Raw genomic sequence first — 13919 nt, forward strand, 5'->3', positions numbered from 1 at the left:
CTTCCGAAAGATTGTATATCGGTTAGTGTGCGCGCATCCGACGAAAGGATACCGTCCAAGTCCAAGATGACGGAGTTTGTTGATTCTGTTAGCATGGAACCAAGATTGGGAGGCGGAGCGGATGGATACAACCAACCTCGAAGCGCTTACGCAGCAGCTGATTGAGAAAATCATTGGATCAATTCCAACAGATTGGGACAAGGTCATGTTTTACGGTGAAAACCGGGGTGAACGCGCCGAGTACTTTTATTATTTTTTCAGGAAAGACAGCACGGAATACCTGCCGGATGCGGAGATGCACTACATCCTCGATCTGGAACGCACCGAAGATTACTATGAACTGACCGGCGATATTCAACACCTGATCCTTATGCTTGCCAAAGAGTTCGAGGCACTGGGGCGGGAACCGTTCACGACGATGAAACTCACGATTGATGACGCAGATGGCCTGGATCTCAATTTTGGGTATGATGGATTGCGCGATAAACGTGCGGCAGATTACGAGCTGAAGTTCACGGAAAAGTATGTGGTGCCCGAATGGAAGGCCCGCGGAGGACGTCCGGAAAAAAGCGCCATGCGAAGGGTATTCGAACTCTTCTTTAAATGATCAAAAGCCCGCGATGCCTGATTGGCATCACGGGCTTTTTAGTCAGCGGGTCATACTTTGGATCAGATAGCGGATGAAGCGCTCCCCTTCGACTCCGATGCAGACGTCCATATTCGCTTCACGGCCTGTCACCTGATTAAAATCACATACGGTCTGGCCGTCGCATAAGGAACTGGAGGTTTCCACATCGACATAAAGGCGCTCAGTACGCACAAACGACCGGTCAAGTGCAACGCCGACCGCCAGCGGATCATGCATGGAACAAGCACGGCCTCCGGTCATCTCTTCGTACCGGTTCATATACTGCACGGTCGCTTCCCGGATAAATTCCCCTTCCGCGCTCCCCGCCATTTCCCGGACATGCGGTTCGTCGAGAAGCGTCTTTTCCGTGACGTCCAGCCCGACAAGCGTGATCGGAAGGCCGGCTTGGAAGACGATTTTTGCCGCCTCCGGATCGACGAAGATGTTGAACTCGGCCTTTGGCGTGATGTTCCCCGGAGTATCCAACGCGCCGCCCATAATGACGACTTCCTTCAGCCAGTCCCTGAGCCGGGCCTCCTTTCGTACCGCGAGCGCCATGTTCGTAAGCGGGGCGAGCAGGACGAGCGTCAGCTCCCCCTTGTGTTTTTCAGCCTGTTCAATGATAAAGTCCGGAGCGAACCCTTCCGCCGGTGTTCCCGGTTCCATGTTTCCAAGTGCACCGCCGATCCCGTCATCACCATGCACCCTCGCCTCGAAATGAGGCTCGCGCAGGAGCGGACGGCCCGCACCGCGGACGACCGGAATGTCTTCCCGCCCGATCAGTCTGAGGACCTTCAGTGTGTTGGCCGTCGCGTTATCCAGCGACGTGTTTCCGTTTACGGTTGTCACCCCGATCAGTTCGGATTCCTTGGCCGCGAGCAACAGGGCAATCGCATCGTCGATGCCAGTATCGACATCCAGCAATAGTTTCTTCATATAGTATCCCGCCTTTCCCCACTTCCTTTTTCATTATAGCAATCCGGAGGTGGCCCAAACGTAAAAAAAACCGCGAATCCATTCCGGAATTCACGGGTCTCACTTCTGTTCTTTTTCCCATTCGCGGCGCATCCTGCGTGTCGAGATGTCCGCTTCCCTCACCGGTATGGACAGACGGCTTTCAGGTCCTGTAAGGGACAGGACGAGATCCGTCGCTGAATCCAGGTCGATTCCGTTGCCGGGTGAAACGAACACCGGCTTGACGCCGGCGGACGTCCGGACGGCGCGCCCGAGCGTCTCCCGGCCCACCGTGATGTCCGTGTAACTGCCCTTCTCCCAGCCCGGCTCTTTGTACTCCGTTTCCGCTATCCTGAAATAGGTTTTGGCGACACCGACAGCCGGTTTTCCGAGAATAAACGATGCGTGCGAGGCAATCCCCATCCTGCGTGGATGAAGAATGCCATTACCGTCGAACAGGAACAGGTCAGGCACCGTCTCCAGCTTCCCCGCTGCCTCCACGATCAGCGGCAGCTCCCGGAATGTCAGGAAGCCGGGACTATACGGCATGTCTATTTCCCCTACCGCCCCGGACCGCTCCATCACCCGCATCGTGGCCGTATCAAAGACAGCGATATGGCAGAAACCGGTCTCGGAATCGCCTTCTCCGGCGTAAGCCAGATCCACTCCGGCCACCGTCCGGAGATCTTCAAGCCGGAGCGGCCGGCTCACGTCGATCTGTTTCGCCAGCCGCTCCTGGATATGGATAAACTCTTCCTTATCCGGCCGAAGGGGATGGATATCATTCACCTGCACACTCGACACTTCCTTTGCTTATTCACGGTTCTCATAGTACGCGCGCCGGGACTCGATCAGCCCGAGCATAGCCGGGTCCGATTCCGGATCCCATCTCCGCTCCTCCACATTGATCGCCCCGCGAAAAATCCGGCAAATCCGTTTTGGCCTCCCATTCCTGTGAACGTCTGCGGAAATTCCATGCGTGAGCCCTTTATACCCGCCGTAAAAGAGAAGGTTCTCCTGATCCTCGCTCAGCTCGAAGGCCAGACCGGTAAACGGAGCATCCCCATCAGGCCGCAGTACCTGGTCGCCCAGATATTCCTCAACCGGATTATCCCACGGAACGCTCTTCTACAACACCTCTTCAGATGTTAACATTCTTATTCTGCTTCATAATGTTTCTGATAGAATTCACGGCTTTGACCAATCATTGTCAATTGGCTCTCGTCCGGTTCCGATTTCTCTTCAACCAGGTCACCGGACTCGTCCCATCTTTTAAATCTCAGCTCATGACCGTACTCGTATTCTCCCCAGAAAACGAGACGGCCTTCCATGTTCCACTGGCGCTGTTCGCCGTGGATCGGACCGTGGAAATGGGTGTGGATCTGCTTCACTTGGCCGTTCGGATGGAAGTCCACAGAGATTCCATGGGGTAATCCGTCCGCATATTCACCGTAGTTCAGGACTGAGCCGTCCTGCTCGCTCAGTTCATAGACCAGCCCATTGACCGGAACGAGGTCGTCCCCTTCCTTACCGGTCCGCACAAACAGTTGGTCGCTCGCCGGCTCCATCTCCAGATCATCATAGTCGTATCCCTTTTCAATCAACATCTCTTTTCCCAGTGATTTATTGTCCATTAACAATCATCCTCGAAAGATATTGGTGTGAGTTTATCTTCTTTCCTATCTACTACCGTACAAAGTTCTTTCTTATTGATTTTTCCAATCATGGGTTTCATTAAACGTTCGCTGAGCTTCAATCAGTTCCAGCATATCCTCTGCAGGCTCAGTTTGTTGCTCAATCAGTTCGCCAGAAGATGTCCATTTTTTATATCGCACCAGGATTCCATAGACGTACTCGCCCTGGAAGATAAGATTTCCCGCTGAATCCCATTTTTTGTCCTCCCCATCAATCGCTCCATGGAAAATATGGCAGATCCGTTCCATTTGCCCATTGTAATGAAAATTCACAGAAATTCCATGAGGAAGACCTGAATCGTACTCCCCATAAAACAACAGAGTTTTCTCATCACCGTCTAAATCATAAACCACGCCAGTGACCGGAACCCAATCATCCATGGAATCCCCTTCTGGGACGAATAAAATGTCGTCTGGTGGATCCATCTCCAATTCACCATAATCATAACCAATTCTGACAACTTCTTCTTTGGACAACAGTATATCTTTCATACTTAAGAACCTCCGGGAAGTAATCTGATCCACGGGTAATATATTCACATTGCGGGCATCTCGGCATCGGCATTTTCGATTCCGGATATCTCCACCCGCGGTTAGTCGTCGTAATGACATGTACCATGAAATTATCCAATTTTGTGCCTCATTCAGTGCACGTACCTCTGCATCGGATGCAGCATTATGCGACCTACCATAGCTTTCACGGGAGGATGACGATGCGGAGCTCTACAGCCCTCTTTGTATGTTGTGTTTCTGGCTCCTGGCTGTTCGGAGCGCCCCCCTTTACCTGTTCAAGAAACCATTTATAAGGGGATTATATACAATTACACCAATTAGGACTATGGGATTGCCATCATTCATGAAATAGATACAAAACAGACCTGCCGTAGCAGGTCTGCTGAATTCCGCTATTTTAGTTCACGAACCGCCCGGCGGAAGCCGCTTCTTTGTGGGATTCCCAGTAGTCGTTCCTCAAGTTGACTTTCTGGATCTTGCCCGATGCGGTCTTCGGCAACTCGTCCACAAAAGTCACGCCGGTGACAGCCTTGAAGTGCGCGAGCTTAGAGCGGGAGAAGTCAATGACGTCCTGTTCACTCAAGCTTGCCCCTTCCCGGAGGACGACGTAGGCGTGAGGAGTCTCGCCCCATTTCTCATGAGGAACCGCAATGACGGCGGCCTCCACGATGTCCGGGTGCTCATAGAGAGCGCCTTCCACTTCAATGGAAGAGATGTTTTCTCCGCCTGAGATGATGATGTCCTTTTTCCGGTCGGTGATGTCGACGTGTCCGAATTCGTCGACAGTTCCCATGTCCCCGGTATGAAGCCAGCCGTTCCGCAGGGCTTCCGAGGTCGCTTCTTCGTTTTTCCAGTAGCCTTTCATGACACCGTGGCTCCGGACGACGATTTCACCGATCGACTTGCCGTCATGCGGCACTTCCTCCCCAAAGTCATTCACGACGCGGACGTCGTTGCCGATCATCGGGTAGCCGGCTTTCGCTTTCAGTCGGGTGCGCTGTTCGGAAGGCAGATGCGCTTCCGTCGACCGGCTCGAGGACGTGAGACTGAGCGGTGACGATTCGGTCATGCCGTATACCTGGATGAATTCCCAGCCCAGTTCGTCTTCGACTCGGCGGATAAAAGCCGGCGGCGGAGCGGAACCTGCGATGATGATGCGAAGATCGGCCGTTCCGGTCTGCGGCTTCTCGGAATCAAAGTACTGCAGCAGCGAGTTGAGGACGGTCGGCGCCATATGCACCGATGTGACACCGTGGGAATTGATCGCGTCGCAGATGGTCTCCGGCCGTGCCTTCCGGAGGCAGACATGCGTCGCCCCGTTCGCCGTATAGTAGAACGGCGCGCCCCAGCCGTTGACGTGGAACATCGGCAGGACGTGGAGATACGTGTCCGTATCATACACCCGCAGATGGTGCATGAGCGACATTGCGTGCAGGTAGTTGTTCCGGTGCGTCAGCATGACGCCCTTCGGATTCCCCGTCGTTCCGCTTGTATAAAGCAGGCTCGCCACGTCATTCTCGTCGAGTTCCGCACGCTCAAACGGTTCTTCCGGGAACTGCGCCAGCCACTCGTCATAGGACGTCTCTTCCGTTTGGCCGTCATGATAGTGGACGATAATCCGCTCTACGGTTTCGAGCTTGTCCTTGACCGGCCCGATCAGATGCAGCAGGTCCTGGTCGGCAAACAGCACTCTGGATTCACTGTGGTTGAGGATGAACAGGTAATCTTCCGGCTTGAGCCGGATGTTGAGCGGCACCATCACCGCTCCTGTCTGATAGATTCCGTAGAACCCTTCCAGCATTTCAAGCGTGTTCGGAGCGAGGTAAGCGACACGGTCCCCCTTCTCCACACCGAGCGACCGCAAACCGTGAGAGAGTTGGTCCACACGCCGGCCCAGCTCGTTATAGGTCAGCCTGCGCCCCTCATCATGGTCGATCACGGCCGTCTTCTCCCCGTACAGACGCACTGCCCGGTCCAGGAAATCAGTCAATAACAGCGGTACATTCATGTCTGCTCACCTCTTGTTGGAATGTTGAACTTTCTGATAACTATGATTATAGCATCTGTTATATATCAATCTCTCTTCCGATGTCAAGATAGCGTTTTCTTGATTAAGTGACTGCGAGAACTGTATGAATACAGTTCTTAATCAAAGAGTCCTGTGCACCCGGCATGATTCTGCTAAAACCGGAAGGATATTCATTATTTCCCGGGAAATTTGTCATCTGCACTCGAATAAAAAAGACATGACGTCCATGGCATGCAACTTGCAAGTTGTTTGGTGATTAAACAAAGGGAGGAAAATGAAGATGAGCACACCGGTGACCAAATCCGCTGCCGTTGACACTTATCACGGCCATGAAGTACGCGACCCTTATCGCTGGCTTGAAGACACTGAGTATCCTGAGACAAAAGCCTGGATGAAAAAGCAGACTCAACGCACTCGGTCTTATTTCGATGCGCTGCCCGTTCGGACCCCGTTGCAGAAAAACCTCGCCAGGCGCTGGAATGCCGGCAGATTTTTCACACCGGAGAAAGTGAACGGCGACTACTATTACCAGAAAAACGACGGGCTGCAGAACCAGCCGGTGCTCTGCCGCTCCAGCAGCCTTTCAGCAGAACCGGACAAAGTCATGGATCCGAACGAATTGAATCCGGAAGGGACGACCGCACTGACTGCACTTTCGTTCAGCAACGATGGCACATGGCTCGCTTATGCCTTATCAGAAAACGGAAGCGATTGGCAGACCATCCGCATCCGCAACCTGCAAACCGGCAAGGAACTCCCTGAAACCATCCGATGGTGCAAGTTCACGGATCTCACATGGACAAAGGACGGGTCCGGTTTTTATTACAGCCGTTACCCGGAGCCGGGCACTGTGCCGGAACAAGACGGAAACAACCATAACCGCCTTTATTTCCACAGCCTGAATTCCCCTCAGTCCGAAGACCTTCTGATCCATGAACGTCCCGACGATAAAGAGCTGTCATTTGGTGCAGCCTTCACCGATGACCATCGGCATCTCATCCTCCAATCATGGAAAGGAACTGAAAACAAAAGCCGCCTCTACTACCGTGAAGCAGCGTCGGACGGCGACTTCCTTCCTCTTGCTTCCGATGGGGATGGTTACTACTCGTACATCGGAAATTCGGAAGGACGGTTCCTCCTTTATACGACTGCCGGTGCTCCCAATGGGCGGATCATCTCCGTGGATCCGGAACGCCCCGAAAAAGAGCATTGGCTGGAAGTCATTCCGGAGCGGGACAGTGTTCTCTACTTCCCGAAAATGGCCGGTGACCATCTGATTGTGGCTTACATGGAACATGCCTGGCATCGCGTCGAACTGTACAAGACTGATGGAACCTATGTGAAAAAACTTGGTTTGCCCGAAATGATTTCGATCTCGGACATTCAAGTATCCAAAAAAGACGGAGAAGTGCTGATCGGGTATACGTCCTATCTTTCACCCATAACGGTTGCGCGGTACCTGATTGAGTCGGATGAATTGGGCATCGTTCTGGAGTCCTGGGGCGGATTGGACCCTGACCTGTACACAACCCGGCAGGTTTTCTACCCTTCGACGGACGGCAAACAGATTCCCATGTTCATCACCAGCCGGAAAGACCTGAAACCCGACGGATCCCATCCGGTCCTCCTGTACGGATACGGCGGCTTCAACATCAGCATGACTCCGTCATTCAATGCCTCCAACGCCATGTTCATCGAGGACGGGGGTATCTATGCCGTGGCAAATATCCGGGGCGGCGGAGAGTACGGTGAGGCGTGGCACCAAGGCGGCACGTTCGCCAACAAACCACAAGTATTTGAGGATTTCATCTCGGCAGCCGAATGGCTGATCTCAGAAAAATGGACAGCTCCCGCGAAAATCGCCATTATGGGGGCGAGCAACGGCGGGCTGCTTGTGTCGGCCTGCCTGAACCGCAGGCCGGATCTGTACGGTGCGGTCATCTGCCAAGTGCCCGTAACCGATATGCTCCGATATCACAAATTCACGGTCGGTCGTTTCTGGACATCTGAATTCGGCCATCCTGAGAAAAATGAAGAAGACTTCCTGAACATCATCACGTACTCTCCGCTCCACAACATCAAAGAACGGGAGCACCCGCCGGTCCTGATTACAACCGCGGACACCGATGACCGGGTCGTTCCGCTTCACGCGATGAAGTATGCGGCAGCACTTCAGGAGGCACAGGAGGGAGAGGCCCCCATTCTCCTCCGGATCGAACAAGATGCCGGTCATGGCCTCGGCAAACCAGTGTCAAAGATCATTGACGAGCACACGGACATCTATTCATTTCTTTATACACATCTGGATCTGGATGCTTGACCGGAAAAGGCCGCTCTCTCTTGGGAGAGCGGCCTTTTCCTTGTTCAGTCATCAATTTTCGGATCAAATGCATCCCGGAGCCCATCGCCGACAAAGTTGAACGCCAGTACCGTCAGCAGGATCATGAAGCCCGGGAATAGCGGGTACCACCATGCACCGAGCATAATCTGTGGGTTCTGCGCGCTCTGAAGCATATTCCCCCAGCTCGGGGTCGGCGGCTGGATGCCGAGTCCAAGATAACTCAGACCGGCCTCAGCCAATATGACCCCTCCCACGCCCAGCGTAGCTGATACGATGATCGGCCCGAGTGCGTTCGGCAGAATATGTGAGAAGATGATACGGGTGTTGCTGATTCCGAGTGTTCTCGCGGCCAGCACGAATTCAGACTTCCGGAGAGAAAGGAACTCTCCGCGTACAAGCCGCGCGGTTCCCGTCCATCCGAAGACGGCAAATATCCCGATCAGCGTAAAAATGCTCGGCTCGAAAATGGTCACGAGTGTAATGAGCAGGAACAGTGATGGAAACGAAATGATTGCATCCACGACACGCATCAGGACGGCATCGAGCATGCCGCCAAAGTACCCGGCGATCGCTCCGATGACCGTGCCGATGAATATTGAACCGGCCACTGAAGCGAATCCGACAAGCAGGGAAATTCTGGCGCCGTACAAAAGGCGGCTCAGCGTATCTCGCCCGAGATTATCCGCCCCAAGCGGATAGTCCTTGCCCGGTGGTGCCAATTTGTCGAGAAGCACCTGCTGGCTCGGATCTTTGGGTGCCAGCCAAGGTGCAAAGATTGCCGCCCCGATGATGACGAACAGCAATACCGCTCCGATCACCGCAAGCTTGTTTTTCATGAATTTCCGGAGCATCACTTTCCAGATTGCCTCGTGCCCCATCAAGCTGAAATCTTCTGCCAAGACGGGTTCATTTGGTATCCGTCTCTCTTTTGTCAGTGTCACGGACGCCCCCCCTTTTTCTCCATCAATACTCGATCCTCGGGTCAAAGACTGCATATAAAATATCCGCAAGCAAATTTCCGATGACGACAAGCGTCGCCGCGATGACCACGACCGCCATGATCACCGGATAATCGCGCTGGAATGCCGCCTCCATGAACAGCAGTCCGATGCCCGGCCACGCAAAGACGCTCTCGATGATGACCGATCCGCCGATGAACGATGGCAGCATCAGGCCGAAGATTGTAATGATCGGGATGAGTGCATTCCGGAGCCCATGCTTGAAAATGACCGTCTTCTGCCGGAAGCCGTTTGCCTTCGCCGTACGGATATAGTCCTGCCTGAGCACATCGAGCATGCTGGATCTGGAATAGCGGGTCAGGCCGGCCATGTCGGCAGTTGCAAGTACGAAGGCAGGAAGGATCAGGTGATGGAGGCGGTCCCAAACGCTGAACGGTTCGCCGTATGTCGCGACACCGCCAATCGGGAACCAGCCGAGGTGAACGGACAGCACCATGATCAGAACGAGTCCGATCCAAAAGTTCGGAGTTGCGACACCGAGGAAAGACACAACGGTGATCGCATAGTCCTGGCGCGAATTTCGTTTGGTGGCAGACCAGACCCCAAGCGGGATGGAGATCACGAACGCAATGAATGTTGAAACCAGCATCAGCAAAAGAGTGTTCGGCAGCCTGGCCGTGATGAGTTCACTTACCGGCACGCCCTGGCGGATAAACGACTCCCCGAAATTTCCCTGGACCATGTTCCCCAGCCACCGTCCGTACTGGACAACCACACTGTCATTGAGCCCGTAAGATTCTTTATAAGCTTCAAGGTTCTCCTGTTTGATCATCGGGTCCATCATCAGCGCAGTCGGATCCCCCGGAGCCATTTTCATGATTCCAAACGAAATGACACTGATGAGGAACAACAGCGGAACGGCCATCAGACATCGCCGGATGATATAAGTCGTCAAATCAGATCACTTCCTTCCCATTAACCATCATGAGGAATAATTCCGGGCATCACCCAGTTGGGAGATGCCCGCCCGTGACTCATTAGGATTCAAAATACCATTCATGGATCTTATAGTAGGTGTTTGCCGCGTTAAAGGTCGGTCCCGCCAGCTTAGGCGAAATGGCCAGATATCCCTCGGGATAATAGATGAAGGTATTCGGCTGATCCTCTGTGACGATGGCATCCGCCTCGGCAATGACCGCTTTTCGTTCTTCAAGATCTGCGATTTGCGTATTCTTGGAAAGCAGTTCATCGACCTTAGGGTTTGAGTAACCGTTATAGTTGAGACCGGCTTCAATCTCGGATGTATGCCAGAACCATGTCGGGTCCGGGTCGCTGCCGATCGACCATCCCGCGACCATCGCATCGAAATTCCAGTTCGGCGGGCTTGTCTGCTCCACATACGCGCTCCACTCAAGCACCTCGATCGATGTTTTGATGCCGATTTCCGCCCATTGTTGCTGGGCAACTTCCGCAATTTGCTGACGGATTTCATTGGCAGAAGTTGTCTTCAGCGCGAATTCAAACTTTTTGCCGTCCTTCTGCAGAATGCCGTCAGGCCCCGGTTTCCAGCCGGCTTCTCTCAGGAGTTGCTTGGCTTTTTCAATATCATATTCGAACTTTGGGACATCCGGGTTGAATGCCCAGTTTGCAGGACTTCCCGGGCCATGGGCCACAGTTCCCGCGCTTCCCAGAATCGCCTCGATGATGGCTTCCCTGTCGATGGCATGCGTCAGTGCATGGCGGACCTTTTTGTCCTGGAACAATTCATTCCTCAGGTTGTAACCGATGTACTCAAATGCATTGGACGGGCCGGATTCAAGCTTCACCATGCCCTTGGACTCCAGGTCTTGGGCCATCCCTACATACTCGGGAGAAATGCCGGCCATGCTGATCTCCCCAACCTGCAGCTGGGCCATCAGCGTGTTCGTGTCCGGAACGATTTTGTACAAAAGCCCATCCAGTTTTGGTGCACCGAGATGATAATCCTCGTTTGCCTCCAGTGCGATATATTCCCCTTCTTTCCATTCCTTGAATTTGAACGGGCCGGTTCCGATCGGCTCTTTCGTATTGAATGGATGCTTGCCGAGTTCCGCGATCGGCACATCCCCAAGAATATGTTTCGGCAGTACTTCAAACTGTGCTGTAATCGTTATGAATGGCGCATACGGCTCCGAAAGGACGAACTCTACAGTGTAATCATCGATTTTATTGACCTCTTCGATGATCTCGAACGGCAGGCCCCTTGGACCGACATAATCCGGATCACGCGGGATGTTGTAAGAGAAGACCACGTCATCAGCCGTCATCGGCTCCCCGTCATGCCACTTCACGTTTTCGCGCAAATGAAAAGTCCACTTTAGACCGTCATCCGAGAAATCCCAGCTTTCCGCAAGGTCCCCTTCCGGATTAAAGTCCTGGTCGACGGTCACAAGGCCGCTGAAGATAAATCCCTCGATTGTCGAACTGGATGTATCGGTGGAATAGTATGGATTGAACAAAGTCGGTGCGGCAGTCGTGGCCAGGATGAGATTGCCCCCTGCAGTTTCGGCCCCTTCCTTTTCCGCAGCATTTGCATCAATATTTTTTGCTTCTTCAGGCTGTGAGCACGCAGCGATGAGCATGGCCATTGCCAAGGTCACCACGAGCCAAAGTCGTTTTCTGAACATATAAATCCCCCTTTTTTCGATTGTTTCCCGTGCATGTTTAGCATGATTAACCCCATCAATTACAGACGAATCGGACCACCCCCTTTCCAAGGAGCCGATTTAGTTGAACAAATGGCACGCAACATGTCGGCCGGGTGCAGCTTCACGGAACAGGGGCGCTTCCGACTTGCACTGCGGCATCGCGTACGGGCATCGTGTATGGAAAACACAGCCTTCCGGAGGGTCGGCAGGGCTCGGCAAATCCCCTTCCAAAATGATGCGTTCACGCTTTATGCTGCCTTTTTTCCGGATCACCGGGACCGCTGACAGCAAAGACTGCGTATAAGGATGTAATGGCTCTTCATAGAGGCTCTCTTTATCCGACAGTTCCATGAGCTTGCCCAGATACATCACGCCCACCCTGTCCGAGATATGGCGGACAACACTCAGGTCATGGGAAATAAAGATGTAAGTCAGCTCAAACCTTTTCTGCAGATCCTCAAGCAAGTTGACGATCTGCGCCTGAATGGACACATCCAGGGCAGAAACCGCCTCATCCGCAATAATCAGTTCGGGGTTCAGAATAAGTGCGCGGGCAATGCCGATCCGCTGGCGCTGTCCCCCTGAAAACTCATGGGGATAATTGTTGATGACCGCGGGATGGAGACCGACTGTCTGCAGAATTTCTGCGATGTGGTCCATCCGGTCTTCCTTGTTACTCATGATTCCATGGACACGGAGCGGTTCCATGAGAATGCTGCCAAGCGACTTTCTCGGGTTAAGGGAAGCATTCGGATCCTGAAACACCATTTGCATATTCCGCCTCAGAACCAGGCCCAACTCCCGCTCCTTTAACGTTGTCACGTCAGTTCCGCCAAATAGGATCTTGCCGCCTGTCGGCTCATACAATCGGATCAGGGAGCGCCCAAGTGTTGATTTTCCGCACCCTGATTCTCCTACGATGCCAAGCGTTTCTCCTTTTTTCACAGTAAAGCTGACGTCGTCAACCGCCTTGACAGAGCCGGTCGTCCGCTGAAGAATGCCTGTCCTGATCGGAAAGTGCATTTTCAGGTGCTGAACGTCGAGCAAGTTCCCACGGTTTTCTCCGCCAACTTTTTCTTGTTGCGGGAGCAATCTTTTCGCGGGACTCATCCCTCCACCTCCCCGTCATAAAGAAAGCAGCGCACGCACCGGCCATCTTCCCGGACATACATATCCGGAACCTTTTCCGTGCACCTTGAAAAAGCTTTGCTGCATCGCGGAGCAAACTTGCATCCCGGCAGCACGGTACCGGGGGCAGGCACATTTCCTTTGATCGACTGGAGACGGCTGATGTCCCCTTCAATGTCCGGCACCGAATGGATCAGCCCTTCTGTATACGGATGGAGAGGCTCTGTAAACAAGTCATCGACATCACTGATTTCAACAATCTGTCCGGCGTACATGACAATCACCCGCTCGGCCAGTTCGGATACGACGCCAAGATCATGAGTGATCAGGAGAATGGAAGTTGAGAACTTCTTGCTAAGGTCCTTCATCAGCTCAAGGACCTGGGCCTGAATCGTCACATCCAAGGCAGTCGTCGGTTCATCCGCAATGAGCAGCTTCGGATTGCACGACATTGCCATCGCAATCATGACGCGTTGGCGCATCCCGCCCGACAGCCTGTGCGGATAGTCTTTCAACGTTTTGAGCGGATCTGAAAACCCGACAATTCCGAGCATCTCAGCCGCCTTCGCCGTCGCTGTTTTTTTATTCACCTTTAAGTGATGCATGATGACACCCGTTAACTGATCCCCAATCGTCAAAACCGGATTCAGCGAAGTCATCGGCTCTTGGAAAATCATGGCGACTTCCTTGCCGCGGATTTCGTACATCTTCTTCTCGGGCATCTGAACCAGGTCGACTCCATTGAGCTTGATGGAACCGTCCACAACCTTGCCTGCGGGAGCAGGCACCAACCCCATGATGGAAAGGGATGTCATGCTTTTTCCGCAGCCGGATTCCCCGACAAGCGCCACGGTCTCCCCCTTTCTGATCTGAAAATCAATTCCATCGACCGCGCGGATCGTCTTTTTGTTTTTTGTGAAATAGGTTTTTAAATTGGAAACTTCCAATACAGCGTCCATCTTCCCCCTCCTTCTGCTTCTGTTCTA

The 13919-nt window shown here is 53.2% G+C and carries 12 protein-coding genes; 2 read left to right on the plus strand and 10 right to left on the minus strand.

Going from position 1 to position 13919, the window contains the following annotated elements:
• Positions 1-121: 121 nt before the first annotated feature.
• Positions 122-607, plus strand: a complete 486-nt coding sequence (locus tag BLT01_RS04025) for an immunity protein YezG family protein (RefSeq protein WP_092094843.1) — start codon at positions 122-124, stop codon at positions 605-607.
• Between the two features lie 42 nt (positions 608-649).
• Here BLT01_RS04025 and BLT01_RS04030 read toward each other — a convergent pair whose 3' ends face one another.
• The 5 genes from BLT01_RS04030 to BLT01_RS04055 all read right to left on the minus strand — a co-directional run bounded on the left by BLT01_RS04030 (position 650) and on the right by BLT01_RS04055 (position 5797).
• Complete coding sequence (locus BLT01_RS04030) at positions 650-1564, minus strand: nucleoside hydrolase (RefSeq protein ID WP_092094845.1); 915 nt, start codon at positions 1562-1564, stop codon at positions 650-652.
• Between the two features lie 99 nt (positions 1565-1663).
• Entirely contained in the window at positions 1664-2377 is a 714-nt protein-coding gene (locus tag BLT01_RS04035) for an endonuclease V (protein WP_092094847.1), read from the minus strand.
• Between the two features lie 362 nt (positions 2378-2739).
• The gene (locus tag BLT01_RS04045; RefSeq protein ID WP_092094851.1) at positions 2740-3216 is read right to left on the minus strand and encodes a toxin-antitoxin system YwqK family antitoxin; all 477 of its coding nucleotides are present in this window, start codon (positions 3214-3216) and stop codon (positions 2740-2742) included.
• Positions 3217-3288: 72 nt separating this feature from the next.
• Positions 3289-3768 (minus strand): toxin-antitoxin system YwqK family antitoxin, encoded by a 480-nt coding sequence (locus tag BLT01_RS04050; protein ID WP_092094853.1) that lies wholly within the window; start codon positions 3766-3768, stop codon positions 3289-3291.
• Between the two features lie 418 nt (positions 3769-4186).
• The gene (locus tag BLT01_RS04055) at positions 4187-5797 is read right to left on the minus strand and encodes a long-chain-fatty-acid--CoA ligase (RefSeq protein ID WP_092094855.1); all 1611 of its coding nucleotides are present in this window, start codon (positions 5795-5797) and stop codon (positions 4187-4189) included.
• Between the two features lie 301 nt (positions 5798-6098).
• On the opposite strand from BLT01_RS04055, the gene BLT01_RS04060 reads away from it, so the two are divergent.
• Positions 6099-8138, plus strand: coding sequence for a prolyl oligopeptidase family serine peptidase (locus BLT01_RS04060; RefSeq protein ID WP_176765033.1), 2040 nt, complete (start codon positions 6099-6101; stop codon positions 8136-8138).
• Between the two features lie 44 nt (positions 8139-8182).
• On the opposite strand, the gene opp4C is transcribed toward BLT01_RS04060, so the two are convergent.
• From opp4C to BLT01_RS04085, 5 genes are all read right to left on the minus strand, one after another.
• The gene (gene opp4C / locus BLT01_RS04065) at positions 8183-9037 is read right to left on the minus strand and encodes an oligopeptide ABC transporter permease (protein ID WP_281241474.1); all 855 of its coding nucleotides are present in this window, start codon (positions 9035-9037) and stop codon (positions 8183-8185) included.
• An 85-nt stretch (positions 9038-9122) separates the two neighbouring features.
• Positions 9123-10073 carry an ABC transporter permease gene (locus BLT01_RS04070; protein WP_092094861.1) on the minus strand — a complete coding sequence of 317 codons (951 nt, stop codon included), beginning with the start codon at positions 10071-10073 and terminating at the stop codon, positions 9123-9125.
• Between the two features lie 82 nt (positions 10074-10155).
• On the minus strand, positions 10156-11784 hold the full coding sequence (locus BLT01_RS04075) for a peptide-binding protein (RefSeq protein WP_092094863.1): 1629 nt from the start codon (positions 11782-11784) through the stop codon (positions 10156-10158).
• Between the two features lie 99 nt (positions 11785-11883).
• Complete coding sequence (locus tag BLT01_RS04080; protein ID WP_092094865.1) at positions 11884-12915, minus strand: ABC transporter ATP-binding protein; 1032 nt, start codon at positions 12913-12915, stop codon at positions 11884-11886.
• On the minus strand, positions 12912-13892 hold the full coding sequence (locus BLT01_RS04085; protein WP_092094867.1) for an ABC transporter ATP-binding protein: 981 nt from the start codon (positions 13890-13892) through the stop codon (positions 12912-12914). Before BLT01_RS04085 ends, BLT01_RS04080 begins: the two co-directional genes overlap by 4 nt.
• Positions 13893-13919: the final 27 nt, after the last annotated feature.

This window comes from Bhargavaea beijingensis (assembly GCF_900101985.1).
Taxonomy (GTDB): Bacteria; Bacillota; Bacilli; order Bacillales_A; family Planococcaceae; genus Bhargavaea; species Bhargavaea beijingensis.

What these genes read in the sequence shown, in the direction of transcription:
- BLT01_RS04025 (WP_092094843.1), top strand. Translation starts at nt 122, where the DNA reads ATGGATACAACCAACCTCGAAGCGCTTACGCAGCAGCTGATTGAGAAA.
- BLT01_RS04030 (WP_092094845.1), bottom strand. Translation starts at nt 1,564, where the DNA reads ATGAAGAAACTATTGCTGGATGTCGATACTGGCATCGACGATGCGATT.
- BLT01_RS04045 (WP_092094851.1), bottom strand. Translation starts at nt 3,216, where the DNA reads ATGGACAATAAATCACTGGGAAAAGAGATGTTGATTGAAAAGGGATAC.
- BLT01_RS04050 (WP_092094853.1), bottom strand. Translation starts at nt 3,768, where the DNA reads ATGAAAGATATACTGTTGTCCAAAGAAGAAGTTGTCAGAATTGGTTAT.
- BLT01_RS04055 (WP_092094855.1), bottom strand. Translation starts at nt 5,797, where the DNA reads ATGAATGTACCGCTGTTATTGACTGATTTCCTGGACCGGGCAGTGCGT.
- BLT01_RS04060 (WP_176765033.1), top strand. Translation starts at nt 6,099, where the DNA reads ATGAGCACACCGGTGACCAAATCCGCTGCCGTTGACACTTATCACGGC.
- opp4C (WP_281241474.1), bottom strand. Translation starts at nt 9,037, where the DNA reads ATGGGGCACGAGGCAATCTGGAAAGTGATGCTCCGGAAATTCATGAAA.
- BLT01_RS04075 (WP_092094863.1), bottom strand. Translation starts at nt 11,784, where the DNA reads ATGTTCAGAAAACGACTTTGGCTCGTGGTGACCTTGGCAATGGCCATG.
- BLT01_RS04080 (WP_092094865.1), bottom strand. Translation starts at nt 12,915, where the DNA reads ATGAGTCCCGCGAAAAGATTGCTCCCGCAACAAGAAAAAGTTGGCGGA.
- BLT01_RS04085 (WP_092094867.1), bottom strand. Translation starts at nt 13,892, where the DNA reads ATGGACGCTGTATTGGAAGTTTCCAATTTAAAAACCTATTTCACAAAA.